The following is a 21,019-nucleotide window of genomic DNA, read 5'->3' on the forward strand; positions in this document are numbered from 1 at the left end:
GGAGGCAGCGATGAACAGTCCTTTAACGATTCCAGTAAAGAACGCATTGAGCCACATCGTTGTGGTAGGTAACGGTATGGTTGGGCAACACCTCGTCGAGCAATTAGTGCAGAAAAACGCGCATTTGGAGCACCGAATTACCGTGATTGGTGCAGAGCGTTTTATCGCGTATGACCGTGTACAGTTGTCCTCTTTGTTTGCGGGTAAGTCTCATGATGATTTGATGCTGAGTAACCAAGAATGGTACGACATGCATGGCATCCAACTCGTACTTGGCAGCCAAGTAACAGGCATCGACAGAGAGCAAAAGCGCATTCTCCTTGATGGTGAAGATGTGCTGGGTTACGACGAACTTGTGCTCGCGACCGGTTCTTACCCGTTTGTGCCTCCAATTGAAGGTAAAGACCGAGACAACGTGTTTGTCTATCGCACGCTTGATGACCTTTCACAAATCAAAAAAGCATGTGAAGGCGCAAGAACGGGCGCAGTGATTGGCGGCGGCTTGTTGGGTTTAGAAGCGGCAAACGCACTTAAACTATTGGGGTTAGAAACTCACGTTATTGAATTTGCTCCCCGCCTGATGCCCGTGCAGTTAGACGATGGTGCTGGCTTAGTGCTAAAAGAGAAGATTGAAGCGCTAGGGCTAACCGTTCACACCTCAACGGGTACGGAACGAATCTGTGATGGTGAAACGGCTAAGCATCGTATGGTGTTTAAAGACAAAGATCCTCTCGAAGTGGATGTGATTGTCTTCTCCGCAGGCATTCGTCCTCAAGATGAGTTGGCAAGGCTGGCTGAGCTAGAAATAGGCGAGCGAGGCGGCATTGTGATTAATAACCAATGCCAAACCAGCGATGAGAACATTTACGCGATTGGCGAATGTGCCCTTTGGGAGCAGAAGATCTTTGGCTTGGTCGCTCCCGGTTACACCATGGCGAGAACCACTGCCGATGTCTTGACTGGTATGCCGAGCGAAGGTTTTAAAGGTGCAGACATGAGCACCAAACTCAAGCTGCTTGGGGTGGATGTGGCGTCTATCGGCGATGCACAAATGCAAACTGAAGGCGCACAGGAAATGGTGTTGCAAGATGCGGTTGCAGGTATCTACAAAAAGCTGGTGGTTGATGCGAGCGGTACCCAATTGCTCGGTGCGATTCTCGTTGGTGACAACAGCGATTACGATGCGCTCTTACAGTGTTATTTGAACAAAACGGTCCTGCCAGACCACGCGGCGAACCTGCTGTTTGATACCGGAATGTTAGATGGAGAGATGCCAGACAGCGCCATCATCTGTTCTTGTCACAACGTCACAAAAGGCGACTTAGTTGCCGAGATTCAAGCTGGCACTACCAACCTGACGGACCTTAAAGCCAACACTAAAGCCGGTACTGGCTGTGGTGGCTGTAGCAATATGGTGAAGTCGGTATTGGATACTCAACTGGCAGCCATGGGGGTAGAGGTTAACAACCACCTTTGTGAGCACTTTGAGCTCAGTCGCCAAGAGATGTTCCATATTTGCCAAGTGGAACAGATCAAAGACTTCGACACCTTAATTGCACTGCATGGCAAAGGGCATGGGTGTGATATCTGTAAGCCGACAGCGGCATCTGTGTTTGCTTCTTTGTGGAATGAACACATCATGGAGCCACAGCATCAATCTCTGCAAGATTCTAATGATGCCTTTATGGCAAACCTGCAAAAAGATGGTTCTTACTCGATTGTGCCTCGTGTTCCGGGCGGCGAAATCACACCAGACAAACTTATCGTGCTAGGTGAAGTTGCTCAGCAATACGATCTGTACACCAAGATCACTGGCGGTCAGCGCGTAGATTTATTTGGTGCGCAGTTAGAACAGCTTCCTGAAATCTGGCAAACCTTGATTGATGCTGGTTTTGAAACAGGGCACGCCTACGGCAAATCGGTGCGCACCGTGAAATCTTGCGTCGGTTCTACTTGGTGTCGTTATGGTGTTGATGATTCGGTTGGGTTAGCCATTGAGTTAGAGAACCGCTACAAAGGATTGCGAGCGCCCCATAAGCTTAAGTTTGCCGTATCGGGCTGTACTCGCGAGTGTGCAGAAGCGCAAAGTAAAGACATTGGGGTGATCGCCACCGAAAACGGCTGGAATCTATACGTTTGTGGTAATGGCGGCATGAGACCACGACACGCTGATTTGTTTGCATCTGACTTATCCAAATCAGAGTTGATCACCATGATCGACCGAGTATTGATGTTCTACGTCAGCACCGCAGATCGCTTGCAGCGCACGTCGGTGTGGATGGAGAACATGGAAGGGGGCCTAGATTACCTTAAACAAGTGATTTTGGATGACTCTCTCAACCTATGTGATTCTTTGGATGAACAAATGGCACGAGTCGTAGATACGTATCAATGTGAGTGGAAGAGTACGTTGGATAATCCTCAGAAATTGCAACGCTTCCGTCCTTTCTTGAACAGCACGTCGGGCAGCAAAGTCTTGCCGTACCAACGTGTGCGCGGTCAGCGTATTCCAGTGAAACAGGAGGTGTAAATGGCAGCTTTAACCAAAGTGAAATTGTGTCAGCTTGATGACTTAATGCCGTTTATCGGTGCTACTGTATTGATTGAAGGCGAGCACGTTGCGCTATTCTACATTCCAGATAGCGGTGTTTACGCCGTTCAAGATTGGGATCCAATTGGTAAGGCTAATGTGATGAGTCGAGGGATTGTCGGTGATATTGATGGTGAGATGTGTGTTGCATCACCACTGTATAAACAGCACTTCAGTTTAAAGAGCGGGCAGTGTTTAGAAGACGAAGCGCACGGTCTAAAAACTTGGCAAGTAACGGTCGACGATAATCAGGTTTGTCATATAGTCGAAGAATGATCCTCGAAATTAGCTTGCTCTGTATGAGTGAATTTTTAGCGTAAGAGACAAGCGAATAGAGCTCCAGAGACAGCACAGTATGGCTCTGGAGCTTTTTACTATTTGGAAGGATTCACTTGCAGTTCGGTATAGCCGGTCGAGTCGTCCATCGTTCTGGTAAACTCAAGTTCTGAGTAAGAATGGATGATCAATTCTGCGGTGGTATCTATAACCGTGCCTTCCATTAAATGCCCGCCCCAGACTCGTCCTTCACGATCAGACACCGAGATATGAACGTGCTGATGTTCAGGCGTTAGGGTTCCCATCACAGAGACGATTTCAAATGGCTCTTGTTTGGTTAACGTACTCTCTGCACCTGCCAAACGAAGGTTGAGGTCAGAGACACAACCAACGCATGAAGCAATCGAGCCTGCTTTGATACCATACTGCTCGACCAATTTCGCTAGGTTCAGCTTTAAGTCCATGCCTTTGGTAAGACGTACCGCTATCACTTCAATCGACATGTCACTTCCTAATCAAAACCAGCAAGCAGGAAAGCGCCGTATCCAAATCGGCATAACGTTTGGCTTTGCCAAGCACGCGCATGCCTTGCATGTTGTTGAGAACAAAACGAGCAAGCTCTTCTGGTTTAAGCGTTTTCGGCACTAAGGTTTCTTTTTGTGCATTGGTCAGCGCATCTGCAATGATGTCGATAAGATGGTCAAATAAGAAATGCCCTTTACGCAGTACATCATCGTCTTCACCAGCGTGCTCAATCAACGCATTTTGGATAAAACACCCGCAGCTGCGTTTTCGTTGCAGCTCAGCAAAAGATTTAAGGAACGATTCCAACTCAGGTAAAGACGCATCGTCTTTTTCTAAATCATTCAGTGACGGTAGCGAGACCTTTTTTAAGTAAGTATCGAGCGCTTCGTAGTAGAGCTGTTGCTTGTCACCATAGGTGTTGTAAAGACTGAAGCGGTTGATGTTCAACTCGTCGGTGAGATCTGAGATAGACGTGTTCGCAAAGCCTTTGCGCCAAAACACATCCATAGCCACGAGAAGCTTTTCATCTCGGTCGAAGTTGGCTTTTCTTGCCATAAATTACCTGCCTGGGCCTGCTTATCGGGTAATTAAATTGCTTTGGAGGGATAGTACAGAGAACCTCTAGCGTTCGAACTGAACCAATATGATGAATACCCATCTATTCTTGGGTATCAGCCTCCAAATTCATGTGAACTCACAAACGGCATCAAAAATCTCGCTCAGCAAACAGACCCACAACTGTTTGAAAATTTTTGATAGTGAAGTTCTTGACTGATCGTTTATAAACTGACTACAGTATATCCTAACCAATCGGTTAGAAAAAGATAAAAGGATGTGAAATGAAGCTCTATGAAACCGCAATGACTCCAAGTTGTAAGCGAGTTAGCATTTTTCTGAAGGAAATCGGTGGCGAGGTTGAGCGAATTGCGCTGAACGTTCGTGAGGGCGATAACCTATCTGAACCGTTTAAATCGAAAAGCGTGAATGGCAAAGTGCCTCTGCTGGAACTGGATGATGGTACGACGATCTGTGAAAGCGTGGCGATTTGTCGCTACCTAGATGAAGCGTTTGAAAATGATCTGGCGCTGTTTGGTGCTAACCAGCTCGAACGTGCTCAGGTGGAAATGTGGCATCGTGTGGTGGAGTTCCAAGGACTAAATGCGGCATTTCAGGCGTTTCGAAACATGACCGGAGTTTATGGAGACAGAGAACGTTGCGTTGAAGCATGGGGCGAAGAATCAAAACAACGCGTCTACGAATTTCTGCCTGTCTTAGACAAGCGCCTTGAACATAATGATTTTATCGCCGTAGACCATTTTACTATCGTCGATATAACAGGCTTTATTTTGATCAGTTTCGCAATTAAAGGCCTAGAAATTGATGTGCTATCGACGTCGCCAAACATTGCTCGATGGTATAACCAAATTTTAGCTAGACCTGCATTTCAGAGTTAATGTATTGCAGCGAGTGGATGATAGCTCGCTGCTACCACCTTACCGATTCTTAACTCAGCAGGATATTCAAATTTTTTCAGATTTTTCTTATTTTTTCTCCTATCGCCTATAATTGGAAAAACAACCTCAATTTGCTTCGTTGCGTTTTAGAGCCTTGGGCTCTTGGTCCGTAGACGCTCTCTTTCATCATGGAAAGTCTAATAATAGACAAGGAGAGGTCATGAGTATTCAAGTGAAAACTATCAATAATATTCTAATCGCCCTGTTAATGGTTTCGGTTTTTGGTCTATTCGCACTGTACCTCAATTACACACAGCAGAATGAACAGATTGAAAGGCTGCAAAGTCAGTTAATCGAAAAAGAGCATCAGATACTAATTTCTAATGAAGCGTTGTCTTACACTCGATATCAACACCAATTATTAGCCGAAGACTACAGCCGTTTTAGAAATGAGCAGTCAGTGACTAGTGTTTTGCGTTAGCCAGTAAAGCAACCGTATTAAGGAGGAAGATGAAACCCATTCTTTTGGTCGATGATAGTAAAACAGTACTGCTTTACATCAGCAGTGCATTGGAAAAGCAGGGCTATGAAGTGGTTGCAGTTGAAGACGGAAGAGCTGCGCTTGAGGTGCTAACCCACCGCCCTGATATTCAGTTTGTGCTGAGTGATTTAATGATGCCTGGAATTAATGGTATTGAATTGTGTCGCCAATTAAAATCTAAAGTTAGCGAACGTTACATTTTCTTTGTTCTACTGTCTTCTAGAAATGACCAAAGTTCGATCGTGAAAGGCATTGATGCTGGCGCAGATGATTTCGTAGATAAGAAGACGTCTGTAGAGGAACTTCAGGCCAGAATCCGTGCGGGGTTTCGTACTTTAGAACTGCACAACAAACTCGTTGAGAGAAATAAAGAGCTAGATGCGGCCTATCAAACAATTCACCAAGACCTACAGTCTGCTAGTCATCTGATGGAGCAACTACTCCCTGCTGAATCAACTATTCAGAATGTAAATTTTAGCTATGTCTACAAACCATGCTCCCAGATTGGTGGTGATATGTTGGGGTATTTGGAGCTCGATGAACGACATGTTGCGTTTTATGTATTTGATGTTTCTGGTCATGGTATTTCTTCAGCTTTGATGGCTTTTTCTATTCAACAGACGCTATCTCAAAGTCAGGGGCCTGATTCGATCACGATGGAGTTGAGAGATGACGGCTATTGCGTAAGTGAGCCTGCATCTGTGATTGAACGGCTAAATCGGCGTTATCAGCAAACTAGAAACAGTCAACTTTACTTTACTATGGCTTACGCCATTCTTAACACAAAATCAGGGCAACTTAGCTATTGCACGGCTGGCCACCCCAGGATCTTAGTTTGGCGAGCGAGTACGAACACGATGGAACAGATAGGTGACGATAACTTTATCGTTGGTGCAATGCAGCCGATAGAATATAGCGGTAACCAAATTAGTCTAGATGAGGGCGATGCATTGTGGCTTTATTCGGATGGTTTGATTGAAGCGAGGCAGGGTGAGGAGATGTTTTCACTACAACGATTGGCATCGAGTATAAAAGCTGTTTGCACGCTGCCAGTTGAAGATCAAGTGGGAGACGTCTTTAAAAAAGTACAATCTTGGCACAACGAAGATGAGTTTGATGATGATGCCAGCCTTTTACAGGTAAAATGGCATGGTGAGAGGCTCGATTTTAAGGAAAAGAATGTCAAAGAGCGAATTTAAACGAACTTACGGGAGCTCCCTTACTCACTCACGAAGTGCGAGCAAAGACGTTGTTCGGTTTTTGATGGGTCATCAAATCCCCTTAAATGCAATTCAATCATTGGAGCTTTGTGTCGTTGAGCTCATGAATAACGCTTATATTCATTCTTACAGTGAAATAGAAGGCCTGCCAATTGAAGTGGAGTGTAGGGTTGGGGATGACCAAGTGTCCGGTTTCGTGGAACTGAGAGTCTCTGATTGCGGAGCGCCGATCAATGAGAAGACGTTCATCCAACATAAAAACAAACAGATTGAGGCACCTAACTTAATGGATGACGATAGTTGGTCCTCCTCTGGTCGCGGACTGATGTTAGTCGCTCAATTATCTGACCTGTTTAAATTGGAAAAAGGTTTCGAAAACAATACGTTTGTTGTAGTGAAAAGGAATTGGGAGAGAAACTAACAACCAAGCAAAGTCGATTTGCTTCACTTGGTCCCTAGCGTTAATCTGACGGTTGCGTTGTATATCATTGTTATTTTGTATTCGTTGTTGGTGCTGGTGATAGTAACGCCTCCAACTCTTCTGGTGTTAGAATATCACTGATGTTTAACATATTATTTTCATCATCTAGCGCCATCTTTGTACGGCTAAGTAAGTACCTTTTTTGAGTTGGTGTTAGGTCTTTGAGAGACTCAATCAACTCCCTGAAATTGCTATTATTCATTGCCATATTTCCCCCAGTTAAGCCTTGAATTTCTTTATTGCATATTCTTCAAGTAAGCGAAGATTTGTTGATTAATTGCAGCTAGCTCTTCAGTAACTATAGCTATATCTGAGCTATCTGGCGCTGTATCGTTTCTGGTTTTTTCTTCTATTCTTTGAAACGCAATGACCGCGGTGTCTTCTCCGAAACTCTCTAGAATGCCCTTTAAACTATGAGCTAATAGATAGAGTTCTGACCAACATCTGCTTGCATATAGCTCATCTATACGCTCTATATCACTCGTGTGATCTTCAAGGTATGTAGAAAAAACAGTGACGATGAGATCTACGTCGTTATCCATGTATGTATTGAGAACATCAAAATTAATCATGTATACCCCTATTAAACGTTGAGGTAGAGGAATGTTTCGGATAATGAAGGCTTAGCCGAAGGTATGAATGGCATAACCAGTATTTGAGCAGAAATAGTTTGCTTGTCGCTTGAGATAAACTTACAAAAAGAAAGTCATTGTTAAAGATATTTTGACTTATATCCAAACGGCAATGGTCGAAATGTAGGGATGAAAAAACTTCAACTCGCGTGTTTTTAACACAAGTAGCAAAGGGGACGTTTCCACGTAAAACGCCGAGTCGGTAAGTGTCTTGCAGTCCTAGTTTAAGGCTATCGTTACATACGGACGCCAGACGTTCGCCAACTTTGACTATTCCTTCAGTCAAGGCTAACTCTCCTCATTAAGTACAAGTATAAACTAGCAATCTAGTTGCATATTGGCAAGTAATCTGCGGCAAAAAAGGGACTCGCGTCCCTTTTGTATTACTAGCTTTGCTTAGAGTCCTGTTCTATTTGCTTCATAAGCTCGTTGGCTTTCTTCATAGCGCGTCTTGCGCTTGAAGTCCTTCGCTTATTAAGTAGTATATCGGAGAAGCGTAAGTATTTATCAGCAGTTTTGAATCTTAAATCGTTAACATCCTGAAAACCAATAGGAAAGTTTTTCGAGAACAGATCCACATCCTTCACCAAGTTATCGAGATGAGTTGTCGTCCTTGCCTTTTCTAGGCGAGAATAAAAGTTTTCAAACTCTTCTTGGAACAGGATTCTAGCGGCATCTTCTGGAAACGGTAGAGGGCTGTTGGAATCTAGCGCTGTCTCATATAATTTCATTTCCAGCACTGCATCTTTCATCGCATTACTTATCTGTAAGTTCTCTTGATGCTCTTCTACGTTTGAAAAGAAGGTGTTCCCAACCTTAATAAGAGCAACAAGTGCAGCTGCGTCTTTCTTTTGGAGTGCTTCAGTGAGGTGCTGACCGAAAACATCGCTAGATAACGAACTTGGCGTGAAAGGATAACCTTGATGAATCTGATTTAACTCATCCTTGAGCTCATAGATGGATTTACTGCCATCTTCTTTACTGTACCGAGACTTTTCAAGTTGACTGTTGATTTGCCTTGCTATCGAAAGTAACGTGGAGTGCTTGCTTGACTGAATATCTAAGGCAAGAACTTCTATTTTATGTGAGTCAGGGTAGTAGGTTTTTGCTTTATCAAGTATGGACTCAATTTCATCATAATTCGGGTAGTTGTTGGCATCAGAATTCAAAACCTGATCAATTTCAGATTCAAACTCGCTGAGAATATAGGTCTTGTGTAAGCGTAATAAGCCAGCCTTAACGACTGGATGTAAGCTTTTTTCACTATCAATCAGTGCCAAACTTTTTTCTGCTGGCGTATCAAGCTGCCACTCTTGTCCGGCAATTTGATCATTTTGCTTGCTAATAACGGTTTCCAAATTGGTGATGGTTTCTTGTTGCTGCTGATAACCAAATACAATGCCGCTAACTAATAATATACTCGCTGCCGCGCCGCTAGCGATAGGCCAATAGCGCATATTCAATTTGCGTTTCAACTGCTCAGGGGTCAGCTCGTTCGGAATGATGCCAGTTGAAAATACGCTTGAAAATATTGGCCACTTAGATGCAGGCATGTTAGTTGGTTTAGAGACCTTGATCTTCTTTTTGAGAGCTTCATTAACTGGAGTTCTTGCGTAAGGGTGTTTGCAGCTCAATAGCTCGTAAGCAATACAAAATAGAGCAAACATATCGTCGCTTAAGTTCGGTTCCTTACCGGATAACAGGTTGAGTGATGCATAGTTGGGAGTATAACCAAGCGTTTCAATATTTTCGGATTTACGTTTAGCCGCATATTGATCCTGCTTTAATTGATGAGTTTTAGAGACACCAAAATCAAGCAACTTAACGTTACCCTCAGACGTTAAAATCACATTAGCGGGCTTTAGGTCGGCGTGCACTACACCAAGAGAGTGAGCATATGAGAGTGCATCGAGTACCTGATTTAGGATTGATAAAGTTGCATTAAACTTCAGCCCATGCGGCCTAGAACGCTGTATTAAACTCTCTAATGTTTCTCCGTTAATATACTCCATAACTAAAAAGTATATTTCGCCATCAACACCAAAATCAAAAACCCTAATGATATTAGGGTGGCTTAACCTTTGAGTTTGTTGAGCTTCACGTATTAACATACGTGCAGTCTCTGGTTGAGAAGCAAACTCTTTCTGTAATATTTTTAACGCAACGTAGGGTGTCTCTGAACCTGAAGATTCAAGAATCTTATCTTTAGCTAAGTAAACATCGCAAAGCCCACCATGCCCAATAACCGACTCAATTTCATACCGATTTTTAACGGGCGTTCCTATTAAGCTTTCATTAATAACATCTTTGTTATTATTTAATGAGTCATCTTTATTGTTTTTTTTCTTATTAACTAACGGAGTGTTTTCTTTTTGAGACAGTTTTGTATTTGTTTCATTTTTATTTTTAACGGAGGTTTCATTATTAGTGAGTTTGGTTGATTTAATTGCATTGTCTCGTTTTTGAGTCTTTACAATTTTAGTTTTATCTCCGATTTCTTCGTTATTTATAGAATTGTTTTTATTACTGTCTTCCATCACAAGAACTCCGTATAAATGATGGGGGAATATATACCTTTCTGCTCAATGAAAAGTCATTATGTTAGAATTTCTCGGCCAAACTAACATTCGTTTTTTTATTGATGAAAGTCTAAGTGTAAAAAATTTGAACTTGGTTGGATAATTAAAATTGTTGAACAATACGTGATTGCTTTGATAAAAAAATGATTCATTATTCCGTGCATGATTTTCAATGTCAGTATTAAGATTTTTATTAATCTTACTGTTAATAAGAAAGCAGTTAATAATAAAATTAAAAATAATATCTAGCAGGTCTTTGGCGAGGTTTACATGAAGTTGGTTTTAACCATAACAAGTTTTCACAAATTTACTCCAGAGATTGAGAGTGAGTTCGTGTTTGAATCAAGTGATGAACATGCCAAGGTTACATTTGGTAGGTCTGAACAATGTGATTGGACACTACCAGATCCTGAAAGAGTGGTATCCGGAACCCACGGAGAACTGATTAAGTTTGGTGACAAATACTTGATAAAAGACCTCTCAACTAATGGTACTTTTGTAAATAATGCTGTAACTCCTGTGGGTCAAGGAAATGAAATAGCACTAAGCGATGACGATATGGTTAGCTTAGGGGATTATCAAATTTCAGTTTCTATTCAAACAGATACAGATGTATTCAGTCTTGAGACAAGTAAAAGTCTTTCTAGCGCACCCCCTGAAGTAGTCTCAAGTCCATCGGAAGCAGAATTTGTTGACCTAGGCCTTAGTGCTAGTGAACTCTTAAACGAAAGTGTTCCTTCTGACTTTCAGCTAGATATTGGTTTAGTCGATGATTTTATTGATATCCCAAAGCCCGAAAAACAGAGCACCGTATCTGAAACTTTACCGAAAGTTAACCGACAATCAGAACACCTATCGACTCCCAACTTTGATACCAATGGGGGTGAACTTGCGGCTTTTGTTAGAGGGGTGGGTATAGATCCAATGATGATTCCCAGCGATAACCGAGAGGAATGGTTCGAACAACTGGGGGAGTCATTTTCTTTGATGCTAGTTGGTTTAATGGAAACACTGCATAACAGAGCAGTGTTTAAGCAAACAAATCGACTTAGTCATACCGCATTTCGTAAGTCAGAAAATAACCCTTTAAAGTTTTCTGCAAACTTAGAAGATGCGATTCATAACTTATATAACCGTCAAACTGCTAGCTTCTTAAAGCCAAATGCAGCCATTAAAGAAGCATTTAATGACATCGAAAGTCATGAGCAAGCCTTAATGAAAGGTGTTGAAGGTACGGTTTCGAGTGTTATGTCACTTGTTGAACCTACTTCTATATACTCAGATGCTTTAGCGAAAGACACGGTTATTAATAAGGTTATTCCAGCTAGAAAATATGCTCAAAGTTGGAAGAGGTTTGAGGATATTCACGAAAAGCTATCCGATGATATTATCAATAAAGAGTCTCCGTTCTATTTAGAAGACTTCGCTAAGCACTATGAATTAGCAATAAAAAACAAAGGCTAGGAATTAGGGTGATGAAAAAGTTTTACCAATATATCTTGTTATTAATTTCAATGGCTTTATTTGGGTGCTCAGCAGCGAACCTAGTTGTTGATCCATACTCAGATTTAGAAATAGCAGCAAGTCATAACATTAATCCTGATTCAAACGGCAGGCCTTCTCCTGTAGTGGTGTATGTATTTGAATTAACGTCAAATACCATTTTCGAAAGCCAGGACTTTTTTTCTATTTATGAAGAAAGTGAAAAAGTCTTAGGACCTGATTTAGTGAATAAATATGAAGTTTCATTAACTCCAGGTCAGAAAGAAACATATCAAGCAAGTATGTCTCCAAAGACAGAATATTTAGGCATTGTCGTAGCGTTTCGAGATATTGAAAACTCAAATTGGCGACAAGTCATTAAAGTGGATAAGACCGGTTACAACACATATCAAGTATTGTTAGAAGATCTGTCTTTGGTCGTTAAATAACGTTTAGTTGGCTAATTATAAATGACGCAATACTCCAAGACGGCTTGGTGCGAAGGAATGTTTTTACGTCCCCAGCACTTCCAACAACAAGAACGCGCAACCTCTCAAGAATTCAAGGGCTTACATCAGTTAGGTGGGGCTTACAATTGGGGAGTTTGGAAATGTCGAGTAAAAAAACACGCGCTAAAAGATGGTCTTATTGAACTTGAGCATCTTGAAGCTGTTTTGCCAGATATGACGTTGGTTAATACGTTAATATCCAACGATTCAGTTTCGCCTCTACTTATTGATAAAAACACTGAAAATACGTTAGTAAAAATAACTCTCCCTCTTTCAAGTGTTACAGGTAAAAACGTTTCGGATGTAAGCGAATCGATCGTCTCTCGTTATGTACTTCAAGATATCGACGTGATAGATAACCTTACAGGACAAGATGAAGAAACCATCCAAGTTGCAGCCCTTAACCTAGAGTTGAAAGCGAGTAATGACAAATTAGCGGGTTATGTGGAGTTACCTATCTTAAGGATCAAAGAGGTAACTCCTGAAGGGGAAGTTATACTAGACGATGAGTACGTTCCTCCGCTTATCAACCTCCTTAGCGACAAAGTTATGTCAGCTTATCTACGTAACGTTATCGCGATGACAAAGATGCGTGCTGACGTTATTGCACAGCGCTTGATTAAGGGTAAATCTGCATCGGCATCTGCTGTTGATTTCATCATGCTCCAAATGCTGAACCGATATGAGGCGAAGTTAAAGCATTTCAGTGAGTTAGATAGGTTACATCCACTGGAATTAGCGACGACACTTAAAGGTTACATTGGTGAGTTAGCCACTTTTTCTAATAAAACTAAAAGAGTCCCAAGTTTGCTTGCGTATGATCACTTAGATGTATCAAGTGTCTATAGCGAGTTGAATCAGATACTCAGTCAGTACCTCAGTGTTGTCCTTGACCAAACTGCGGCCAAACTTCCGTTGGAGCCTCGCCAATACGGTATTCAAGTGACGCCGCTTCCAGATAAACGCTTGCTTGAGTCATGCCAATTTGTGCTAGCAATTAAAGCAGACACCACAACAGATGAAATAAGACGCCTGGTCCCAGCGCAGCTCAAGTTTGGCCCGGCAGAACAGATTCGCGATCTAATTAATAATCAGATCAACGGTATAAACGTAGTGCCGTTGAGTGTCGTCCCGAGACAGATTCCTTACCAAACGGGCTATGTTTATTTCGAAGTTGTCAAGAAAGGGCCATTTTGGATGAGGCTAAAAGATAGTGGCGGTATTGCGCTTCACCTATCAGGGCATTTTCCGAATGCTGAACTTGAGCTTTGGAGTATTAATCAATAGGCGCGCTCTGTATGGAACAAACGATAGTAAAACCAACACCGGGTGGAAGAGCACCCGCATCGAAACCACAATCAGAAAAGTCTGTGGATAATACCGTAGTTATCTCAAAAAGTCCTGAATTGGTGAACAATGATTCAGTGGTCGCTTATGGGAATAACTCTCTACTAGCAGAGGCGAATGGCCTGTTATCTATTATCGGTCAAATTCGCTCGACAGCGACTCATTCCGATCCGTTGTTTCTAAAAGAGACATTGGCGCAAAAGCTTAGAGATTATGAGAACCGATTACGTCAGCATGACGTTGATTTGGATACCATTGATACAGCTCGTTATTGTTTATGCTGTTCACTAGATGAAGTTGTCCTTAACACCAATTGGGGTGGGAATTCATTCTGGAGTCACGATTCATTACTTAGCTCCTTCTATGCTAGCAGTCAAGGTGGGGAAGCGTTTTTTAAGCATCTTGATAAGTGCATGGCGAAACCAGATGCGAACTTAGATTTGCTTGAACTAATGTATGTGTGCTTATCTCTCGGGTTTCTGGGTCAATACCGTTTAGAAAAAAATGGACTGGAATCGCACCGGAAATTGAGAAGACAGGTTATTGCTACTCTTAAGACTTATGGGAGAGGAGTCCCTCAGGAACTAAGCAATAGTATCGACCAACACATTTTGAATGGCTCAAAGGCTTCTGATAGAGCTCCTCTTTGGGTTGTATGTTCTGTAACGGCGGCACTATTGGTCTGCATATATATGTATTTTAGTTATGAGCTAAATAAGGCATCCAATCGCACCTTTTCTCAATTAGTCAATTTGATTCAACCACAACAACTTAACCAAGATGCAACGTCAGAATCAAAATCAGCGCCAATTGCAGAAAAGATTTCAATGTATCTAGCAACTGAGATCGGTAAGGGGCTAATCAATGTTGAGCCGCTGCAAGACAGGGTAAGAATTTCGTTAAAGTCTCAAGATCTATTTGAATCAGGTAGTGCTGATGTTGTCGCTTACATCCAACCCGTTATTTCTAAGCTTGCGAGAACATTGGAGTCGACCCAAGGCAAGATCATTGTTACTGGTCACACCGACGATAGGCCTATTTTCACGAGTAAATATCCCTCGAACTGGCACCTATCATTAGCTCGAGCCACTGCTATGTCTGAACAACTGATCTCGAATAGTGCATTAGAAGGGCGAGTGATACCCGAGGGATTGGGGGATGCAAGACCATTAGTTGAAAACAGTAGTGATGAAAACCGAGCTATTAACCGCCGGATTGAAATCGACCTTCTTGTCGCGAATTAATAATAGGTAGATAGAGATGCGTATTAAAGAAATTGGCAGAATATTTACTCAAAGATGGTTTCTCGGTCTTATAGGTGTCGCTGCTTGTTCTATTTTCATTTGGGTTGTTGGTCCACTTATTGCGATAGCGGGATATGAGCCCCTAAAGAGTGACTTTCAACGGCTAGTCACTATTCTAGTGTTGGTGTTGCTTTGGGCGATATTTAACGTTACCAAGCAGCATAAGCAAAAGGTGAAAGAAGACGAAAGTATTCAAACGTTGCTTGAGGTTGATAGCCTATCAGATAAAGAAGCGGCAAGTGAAATTGACTTAATGCGCGAGCGTATTGAGCAAGCTGTCAAAGTAGTGACGAAAACACACAAAGGCAAGAGAAGCTTGTATGACTTACCGTGGTATGTGTTGATTGGCCCTCCTGGAACGGGGAAAACAACCGTATTAAAGCAGTCGGGGTTAGAGTTTCCATTAGGAGACAGCCTTGGCTCTGACTCTATTGCCGGTGTAGGTGGCACTCGCCACTGTGATTGGTGGTTTGCAAATAAAGCAGTTCTTATAGATACGGCTGGCCGGTATACGACACAAGACAGTCAAGAAAAGGTCGACTCTAAAGCGTGGCATGGTTTCTTAGGATTGTTGAAAAAGTATAGAACGCAAAGACCAATTAATGGTGCGATTGTTACGATAAGTTTAGCCAGCGTGATGTCTCAGACTCGAACCGAGCGAAGTCTTCATGCTCGAGCAATTAAGTCGAGACTTCAAGAACTGAAAAACCAGTTAGGCATGCAGTTTCCGATTTACGTATTGCTCACCAAAATGGATTTAGTTGCCGGTTTCAATGAGTTTTTTGCCGATTTAAGTAAGGAAGAGCGAGAGGAATTATTTGGTTTCATGTTCCCTCGTGAAGTGGATGATGAAAGAGGCGTTATTTCTCTATTCAACAAAGAATTTCATGGCATGTTGGAGCGCCTTGATGCCCGTATGCTTAGAATACTTGAAACAGAGGACGATTTAGATAAACGCGCGCTTATCTTTGAATTTCCAAAGCAATTAAGAGTGCTACAAGCTAATCTTGACGAGTTTTTAGCTGAAATTTTTGCACAAAACAGTTTTGAAGAGCCTGCCTTGATTCGTGGTGTGTTTATGTTGAGTTCGGTTCAAGAAGGCTTACCAGTCGATAAGCTGATGAATGAATCAACCAATGGACTTGGGTTAAATCGTTTAGCTCTAGCAAAGAGTCAGACTGGTTCTCATAGTTATTTCGTAAAGAATCTTTTTGACAAGGTTATTTTCAAAGAGCAACTGTTAGGAACAGTTAATCGTCACTATCAAAAGCAGTCAGGTTGGATGCGTCGAGGTGTTTACATTGGATGTACAACGCTACTGCTCGGAGCTTCTGCGCTTTGGTTTATGAGTTATAAGTGGAACTCACAGTTAATTGTCGATACCAATGAACAAGCGAGCCATATTGATGCAATGATTGGCGCTCAAAGTTTAGATTTTGAAGCGGATATTGTTTCAGCTGTAGAAACATTAGATAGGTTGATGACGCTTCCTCTCGGAAAGCAAAGCGACTACGGTGATGCCGACTCTGTAAAGAGGTTTGGTCTCTATCAAGGAGACAAAGTGTCTCAGGCGGCAAACAATGCATATTCTGATGCTTTGACCCAATATTACGCCCCTCTGCTTCTTGATAGCTTGGTGTCAGAAATGGAGAGCAATCAACAGCATCGTGAGTATTTGTACGAAACGTTAAAAACGTATTTGATGTTATTCAATCCAGACAAATATCAACAAGATGAAGTGTTGGCTTGGTTTAACTTTTATTTCGAACGTCAATATCCGGGTGAGCTAAACGCAGACTTAAGAAGACGTTTGCTACAGCACACTCAATATTTATTAGGCAACGATGGACAAGGCTTTACTTACAACACTGCTGCCGTGACGAGTGCTCGAGAAGTGTTGACTCAAATGTCTCTACCTGAACGTGCTTATCAGCGAATGAAAATACAATTTTCTAAGAGTCATGTACCTTCATTTCGCTTGACTGATGTATTGGGACCTAAAGGGCTTGAGCAGTTCGAGCGAGCTAGTGGAAAACCGCTATCACAAGGCATTTCGGGTTTCTACACGTACAATGGTTTTCATAGCATTTTTCAGATTCAGATCAACCGTACAGTAAAAAGCCTAATGGAAGAGAACTGGGTTTATGGTGACGATCTTAAGGCTCATGAAATTGATCAAGACAGTGCCATCCAAGGCGTTCAGTCTCGATACTATCAAGATTATGTTAATGAATGGAAAACGTTGATCGAAGATATTCAATTGAAGCAGGCTCCGAGCCTAGAACTTGCGACAGAGCAAGCGAGGGTTTTATCTGGAGTTGAAAGACCAATCGAATCTTTGTTGAGAGCAATCCAAAAAGAGGTTGCTCTATCAAAAGTATCATTGTCAGAAAATCAAAAAGCCGCTTCTGAAGTTGCTGGTAAAGTTGCCAAAGTTAAGTTTTCAAATACGGCAGATAGACTAGACATGTATTTACCTGAAGAAAACGGCTTCAATGTTGCTCTGCCAGGTAAAGAAGTCGAATCGCATTTTTCAGAAATCTTACGCCTTGGTGAGCAAGACTTTGATGATATTCAACAAGCAATGGTTAACTTGCGTTCGTATTTAAGTGACTTATCAAGCTCTGGTAACAATCAGAAAATTGCCTACAAAAGTATTTTAGATGGAACCGTTACACAAGATGTCGCAGCTTCCTTCGCTCGTGCTAAAGAACTTTTGCCGAGACCATTTAATCAATGGCTAGGTGAGCTTTCTCAAGAGTCGGTTAAGTTTGCGGAGAGCGGTTCGAAGGATCATCTAAATCAACTCTGGGTAACACAGGTGGTCCGCCCTTATCAGCGGACTATTGCTGGCAGATATCCATTCGAGCCCAACGCGAGCAGAGAAGTTAGATTGAAAGACTTTAAGCGATTCTTTGGTTATGGAGGTACGCTTGACGCATTCTTCCAAGAATACCTCGAACCGTTTGTGGATACTTCGAAAAGTCGTTGGCGATTAGAAAAGGAAATTGGAGTTCGTCCAGAAACACTAATGGTCTTTCAAAGAGCGCAACGTATCAGGCAGTCTTTCTTTGAATCTGATAATTCATTACGCGTAGAGTTTGGGATGAAGCCTGTTTATCTAGACCAGCACATTACTCGATTTGTCTTAGAGTTGGGTGGACAAGATTTGGTTTATAAGCATGGACCAGCAAGAGCTAAATCGTTGAGTTGGCCTGCCGGTCAAGATCAGACTCGAATTGTGTTCACACCACCTGAATCTAAACGCGAAATTGCGCATACCTATGAAGGTGAGTGGGGCATATTCAAGCTTTTGGATCAATCACTTAAAGCAAGGCCAGAATCGCGTAAAGACAACATAGTTATGATTGATTTAAAGGGAAATAAGGTGCAGCTAGAGCTTATTCCTTCTAGTGCCATTAATCCGTTTTGGTCAAATGAAATGGAGAGGTTCAGATGTCCACGAACCTTATAACATCAGGCTGGGGCTATATCGGTAAAATGCCTGCAAAAGGGGACTTTGTGAAAGATGGTTTATCACAAGATTTCTCGGAGCGTTGGCATGATTGGCAACAGGCGGTTATTGCAGTCAGCAGGGAACAACTGGGTGAAAGCTGGAATGAGCACTTTTTAACGGCTCCTGTGTGGCACTTTGCTTTGGATATTAGCTATTTAGAAGACTCAACCTACATTGGTAGCATGATTCCTAGTGTTGATGCATGCGGTAGATACTTTTTCTTTACTATAGCTCGTGCCGTAAAAGGTGAAGCTGCGCAATATTGGGGTGACAGAGCTTGGACCGAGGACAGTGCCGCTCTTGCTCTTTCAGTACTTGAGGACGACTTTGTCTTTGATGTTTGGCATAAGAGTACTCAAGAAAAAAATGACCTCGTTGCGAATGTAACAAGTGAAGTGAAGCCTCTAGAGTTTCTTTATCAAAGCCAAATATCTACAGTTTTTCATGATCACGGCAATACTGATCAAAACACGCTTTTGAATTACCTCATTAAAGAAAAATTGAGTAAACCATGTTTTTGGTGGACTGAAGGTTCAACGAAGGTTGAACCATGCATGTTCATTACTAGTGGATTTCCTTCAATTGGTCAGTTTTCAGCCATGCTTGATGGCGGCTGGAAAAAGTGGAATTGGTAGGATAGAAGAATGAATTGGAACTATTTTACCTTTGCTAAATCGCACGCAGGAAAAGTACGCCCTTATAACGAGGATGCTCTGTTGGATATGACAGAACAGCATATTTGGGTGGTTGCCGATGGAATGGGTGGACACAGTGCTGGCGATATAGCAAGCCAGATGCTAGTGGATAGAGTCGCGCGTCACATGCAGGATGTCTCCAATACTAATATCGATGATATCCGAAGAGTGGTTCAAGAAGCGAACTTAGAAATTTACCAATACGCACAAAATCACTTAGACGGTAAAACGATGGGAACAACACTTGTTTTGTTGTTTATTCAGGATGGGTATTACCACTGTCTTTGGGTGGGTGATAGCCGAATTTACCAGCTTAGAAGTGGTAATTTTGTCCAAAAAACACGTGATCATAGTCAAGTCATGGACTTAGTGGATCAGGGCTTATTGGCATTTGAAGATGCCGAATCGCACCCTCTTGCAAATGTTATTACCAGAGCTGTTGGGGTCGACGAAAGTGTCACTATTGATCAAGTTTCAGGGCAGTTGGCTGACGGCGATCAGTTTCTACTCTGTAGCGATGGACTCTCTAAGGAACTTACGAGTGATGAAATTCATCGGACATTGTATGCAGACTCAGTCAACCAAGCTGGATTAGCGCTCATGCATTCGGCTTTGGTTCGGGGCGCAAGTGATAACGTAACTTGTGCTTTGATCAAAGTTCGCCAAGCGCAAACGGAGTGCGAAACAGTAACTAGAGAAGACGCGACGATACCTGTCTTTCTAAGAGGGAGAGCTTATGAGTAATGAAATGTTTGATTGGTATGAACAAGCGTTGGCTCCTATATCTCAAGAAAATCCTACAGGTATTGATCCTAGAGAGGATGTATCACCACAGTCTGCTTACTATCGGTTGAAAGATCAGCGTATGGCCGCCCGCAACGCTGAACGTAATGCTCTTATAGAAGAAGAAAGTATCTATACCCACAGTAATTTATGGCGAGTATTTATTGAAGATGTCCCAGAAATACTCACGAATCAGTCTAAAGATTTGGAATTTGTTGCCTGGCTTATAGAAGCCCTAACTCGATTGTATGGTTTTCGTGGTATGGGCGTTGGCTACAAACTCGCAACCAGTTTAATTGAGAACTTTTGGGATGATCTGTACCCAATGCCTGATGAAGATGGTATTGAGACAAGAATATCGGCGATTATTGGCCTCAATGGTATCGATAGTGAAGGAACACTTATTTTTCCAATTGCTTGTATACCATTGACTGACTTAGGCGTGGAGCAAGCTTATGCCTATTGGGAATATCAGCAAGCTATAGAGCTTGAGCGCTTAGACGAAGATAAGCGCCGAAATCGAGTCGAGCTTGGGGCTGTTGAGCTATCTGAAATTATAACTACGGTTAAGTCGACTTCTGATACGTTTTATCAAGAATTAATCACGGATTTGGAGTTCGCTACAGAATCATTTAATGAATTCAGTCAGCGATTAGACGAAGCGGTCGGTGATGTGACTCCTAGCTCTTATATATCAAAAAGACTCGAATCAATACACTCGGCATTAAAGCACCTTCTAGGAGATCGTTTCAATCAACCACAAGCCGTGTTTGAAGAGCTAGAGGATCTTGATGAATCTTCTTCTGAACAACCGTTAAGTTCACAAAGTTGTGATGCATTATTAGCGACAAACATGAAATCACGAGAGCAGGCAATTAGACAATTGCAGCAAGTAGCTGATTTCTTCCGAGAGAGTGAACCTCACTCACCAGTTTCTTACTCCATCGAACAGATTATTCGTTGGTGTGGGATGCCTCTGCCGGAGTTACTGGCGGAACTTATCTCCGACGGGGATGCAAAGAAAAGCTACTTCCGTTTGGTTGGCATAGCAGAACAAAATGAAAATTAATAAAGGGAGAATGGT

Annotated in this window: 19 protein-coding genes; 14 read left to right on the top strand and 5 right to left on the bottom strand. The window is 42.2% G+C overall.

What is annotated here, in order from left to right; genetic code table 11:
• The first annotated feature begins 10 nt into the window (after nucleotides 1-10).
• On the top strand, nucleotides 11-2,530 hold the full coding sequence (gene nirB, locus R8N28_RS01755; RefSeq protein WP_065275352.1) for a nitrite reductase large subunit NirB: 2,520 nt from the start codon (nucleotides 11-13) through the stop codon (nucleotides 2,528-2,530).
• On the top strand, nucleotides 2,531-2,866 hold the full coding sequence (gene nirD, locus R8N28_RS01760) for a nitrite reductase small subunit NirD (protein WP_017634206.1): 336 nt from the start codon (nucleotides 2,531-2,533) through the stop codon (nucleotides 2,864-2,866).
• A 98-nt stretch (nucleotides 2,867-2,964) separates the two neighbouring features.
• On the opposite strand, the gene R8N28_RS01765 is transcribed toward nirD, so the two are convergent.
• Both R8N28_RS01765 and R8N28_RS01770 read right to left on the bottom strand, forming a co-directional pair.
• Complete coding sequence (locus R8N28_RS01765; RefSeq protein WP_042604124.1) at nucleotides 2,965-3,369, bottom strand: PPC domain-containing DNA-binding protein; 405 nt, start codon at nucleotides 3,367-3,369, stop codon at nucleotides 2,965-2,967.
• 1 nt (nucleotide 3,370) lies between these two features.
• A complete protein-coding gene (locus tag R8N28_RS01770; protein ID WP_005387553.1) occupies nucleotides 3,371-3,946 on the bottom strand; it encodes a TetR/AcrR family transcriptional regulator in 576 nt (191 codons plus the stop codon).
• Nucleotides 3,947-4,230: 284 nt separating this feature from the next.
• Here R8N28_RS01770 and R8N28_RS01775 point away from each other — a divergent pair, with 284 nt between their 5' ends.
• The 4 genes from R8N28_RS01775 to R8N28_RS01790 all read left to right on the top strand — a co-directional run bounded on the left by R8N28_RS01775 (nucleotide 4,231) and on the right by R8N28_RS01790 (nucleotide 7,027).
• Nucleotides 4,231-4,845, top strand: coding sequence for a glutathione S-transferase family protein (locus R8N28_RS01775; protein ID WP_005375905.1), 615 nt, complete (start codon nucleotides 4,231-4,233; stop codon nucleotides 4,843-4,845).
• A gap of 220 nt (nucleotides 4,846-5,065) precedes the next feature.
• Complete coding sequence (locus tag R8N28_RS01780) at nucleotides 5,066-5,326, top strand: hypothetical protein (RefSeq protein WP_017820228.1); 261 nt, start codon at nucleotides 5,066-5,068, stop codon at nucleotides 5,324-5,326.
• Nucleotides 5,327-5,355: 29 nt separating this feature from the next.
• Complete coding sequence (locus R8N28_RS01785) at nucleotides 5,356-6,585, top strand: PP2C family protein-serine/threonine phosphatase (protein WP_065275351.1); 1,230 nt, start codon at nucleotides 5,356-5,358, stop codon at nucleotides 6,583-6,585.
• Nucleotides 6,566-7,027: an ATP-binding protein gene (locus tag R8N28_RS01790; RefSeq protein ID WP_005375914.1), complete on the top strand. Its 462-nt coding sequence runs from the start codon at nucleotides 6,566-6,568 to the stop codon at nucleotides 7,025-7,027. Before R8N28_RS01785 ends, R8N28_RS01790 begins: the two co-directional genes overlap by 20 nt.
• 70 nt (nucleotides 7,028-7,097) lie before the next feature.
• On the opposite strand, the gene R8N28_RS01795 is transcribed toward R8N28_RS01790, so the two are convergent.
• The 3 genes from R8N28_RS01795 to R8N28_RS01805 form a co-directional block, all read right to left on the bottom strand.
• Nucleotides 7,098-7,289, bottom strand: coding sequence for a hypothetical protein (locus R8N28_RS01795; protein ID WP_005375916.1), 192 nt, complete (start codon nucleotides 7,287-7,289; stop codon nucleotides 7,098-7,100).
• 34 nt (nucleotides 7,290-7,323) lie between these two features.
• Nucleotides 7,324-7,659, bottom strand: coding sequence for an Hpt domain-containing protein (locus tag R8N28_RS01800; RefSeq protein WP_065275350.1), 336 nt, complete (start codon nucleotides 7,657-7,659; stop codon nucleotides 7,324-7,326).
• Between the two features lie 446 nt (nucleotides 7,660-8,105).
• Nucleotides 8,106-10,256 (bottom strand): serine/threonine-protein kinase, encoded by a 2,151-nt coding sequence (locus R8N28_RS01805; protein WP_065275349.1) that lies wholly within the window; start codon nucleotides 10,254-10,256, stop codon nucleotides 8,106-8,108.
• 312 nt (nucleotides 10,257-10,568) lie between these two features.
• Here R8N28_RS01805 and tagH point away from each other — a divergent pair, with 312 nt between their 5' ends.
• From tagH to tssA, 8 genes are read left to right on the top strand one after another with little or no spacing between them, the layout of a single operon-like run.
• The gene (gene tagH, locus R8N28_RS01810; RefSeq protein WP_042521011.1) at nucleotides 10,569-11,762 is read left to right on the top strand and encodes a type VI secretion system-associated FHA domain protein TagH; all 1,194 of its coding nucleotides are present in this window, start codon (nucleotides 10,569-10,571) and stop codon (nucleotides 11,760-11,762) included.
• 11 nt (nucleotides 11,763-11,773) lie between these two features.
• Nucleotides 11,774-12,229 carry a type VI secretion system lipoprotein TssJ gene (gene tssJ / locus R8N28_RS01815; RefSeq protein ID WP_017820223.1) on the top strand — a complete coding sequence of 152 codons (456 nt, stop codon included), beginning with the start codon at nucleotides 11,774-11,776 and terminating at the stop codon, nucleotides 12,227-12,229.
• A 21-nt stretch (nucleotides 12,230-12,250) separates the two neighbouring features.
• Nucleotides 12,251-13,576 (top strand): type VI secretion system baseplate subunit TssK, encoded by a 1,326-nt coding sequence (gene tssK / locus R8N28_RS01820; RefSeq protein ID WP_082240190.1) that lies wholly within the window; start codon nucleotides 12,251-12,253, stop codon nucleotides 13,574-13,576.
• Between the two features lie 11 nt (nucleotides 13,577-13,587).
• Nucleotides 13,588-14,880 (top strand): type VI secretion system protein TssL, long form, encoded by a 1,293-nt coding sequence (gene tssL, locus R8N28_RS01825; RefSeq protein ID WP_065275347.1) that lies wholly within the window; start codon nucleotides 13,588-13,590, stop codon nucleotides 14,878-14,880.
• A 16-nt stretch (nucleotides 14,881-14,896) separates the two neighbouring features.
• Nucleotides 14,897-18,415, top strand: coding sequence for a type VI secretion system membrane subunit TssM (gene tssM, locus R8N28_RS01830; RefSeq protein WP_047100988.1), 3,519 nt, complete (start codon nucleotides 14,897-14,899; stop codon nucleotides 18,413-18,415).
• Nucleotides 18,397-19,092, top strand: a complete 696-nt coding sequence (gene tagF, locus R8N28_RS01835) for a type VI secretion system-associated protein TagF (RefSeq protein ID WP_005375944.1) — start codon at nucleotides 18,397-18,399, stop codon at nucleotides 19,090-19,092. Before tssM ends, tagF begins: the two co-directional genes overlap by 19 nt.
• A 9-nt stretch (nucleotides 19,093-19,101) precedes the next feature.
• The gene (locus tag R8N28_RS01840; RefSeq protein ID WP_005375947.1) at nucleotides 19,102-19,896 is read left to right on the top strand and encodes a PP2C family protein-serine/threonine phosphatase; all 795 of its coding nucleotides are present in this window, start codon (nucleotides 19,102-19,104) and stop codon (nucleotides 19,894-19,896) included.
• Nucleotides 19,889-21,004: a type VI secretion system protein TssA gene (gene tssA / locus R8N28_RS01845; protein WP_053307735.1), complete on the top strand. Its 1,116-nt coding sequence runs from the start codon at nucleotides 19,889-19,891 to the stop codon at nucleotides 21,002-21,004. Before R8N28_RS01840 ends, tssA begins: the two co-directional genes overlap by 8 nt.
• The last annotated feature ends 15 nt before the right edge of the window (nucleotides 21,005-21,019 follow it).

The sequence above is a fragment of the Vibrio sp. Vb1554 genome, from assembly GCF_033344235.1.

Coding starts and splice junctions, on each gene's coding strand:
- nirB (WP_065275352.1), top strand. CDS start 11: ATGAACAGTCCTTTAACGATTCCAGTAAAGAACGCATTGAGCCACATC.
- nirD (WP_017634206.1), top strand. CDS start 2,531: ATGGCAGCTTTAACCAAAGTGAAATTGTGTCAGCTTGATGACTTAATG.
- R8N28_RS01765 (WP_042604124.1), bottom strand. CDS start 3,369: ATGTCGATTGAAGTGATAGCGGTACGTCTTACCAAAGGCATGGACTTA.
- R8N28_RS01770 (WP_005387553.1), bottom strand. CDS start 3,946: ATGGCAAGAAAAGCCAACTTCGACCGAGATGAAAAGCTTCTCGTGGCT.
- R8N28_RS01775 (WP_005375905.1), top strand. CDS start 4,231: ATGAAGCTCTATGAAACCGCAATGACTCCAAGTTGTAAGCGAGTTAGC.
- R8N28_RS01780 (WP_017820228.1), top strand. CDS start 5,066: ATGAGTATTCAAGTGAAAACTATCAATAATATTCTAATCGCCCTGTTA.
- R8N28_RS01785 (WP_065275351.1), top strand. CDS start 5,356: ATGAAACCCATTCTTTTGGTCGATGATAGTAAAACAGTACTGCTTTAC.
- R8N28_RS01790 (WP_005375914.1), top strand. CDS start 6,566: ATGTCAAAGAGCGAATTTAAACGAACTTACGGGAGCTCCCTTACTCAC.
- R8N28_RS01795 (WP_005375916.1), bottom strand. CDS start 7,289: ATGAATAATAGCAATTTCAGGGAGTTGATTGAGTCTCTCAAAGACCTA.
- R8N28_RS01800 (WP_065275350.1), bottom strand. CDS start 7,659: ATGATTAATTTTGATGTTCTCAATACATACATGGATAACGACGTAGAT.
- R8N28_RS01805 (WP_065275349.1), bottom strand. CDS start 10,256: ATGGAAGACAGTAATAAAAACAATTCTATAAATAACGAAGAAATCGGA.
- tagH (WP_042521011.1), top strand. CDS start 10,569: ATGAAGTTGGTTTTAACCATAACAAGTTTTCACAAATTTACTCCAGAG.
- tssJ (WP_017820223.1), top strand. CDS start 11,774: ATGAAAAAGTTTTACCAATATATCTTGTTATTAATTTCAATGGCTTTA.
- tssK (WP_082240190.1), top strand. CDS start 12,251: ATGACGCAATACTCCAAGACGGCTTGGTGCGAAGGAATGTTTTTACGT.
- tssL (WP_065275347.1), top strand. CDS start 13,588: ATGGAACAAACGATAGTAAAACCAACACCGGGTGGAAGAGCACCCGCA.
- tssM (WP_047100988.1), top strand. CDS start 14,897: ATGCGTATTAAAGAAATTGGCAGAATATTTACTCAAAGATGGTTTCTC.
- tagF (WP_005375944.1), top strand. CDS start 18,397: ATGTCCACGAACCTTATAACATCAGGCTGGGGCTATATCGGTAAAATG.
- R8N28_RS01840 (WP_005375947.1), top strand. CDS start 19,102: ATGAATTGGAACTATTTTACCTTTGCTAAATCGCACGCAGGAAAAGTA.
- tssA (WP_053307735.1), top strand. CDS start 19,889: ATGAGTAATGAAATGTTTGATTGGTATGAACAAGCGTTGGCTCCTATA.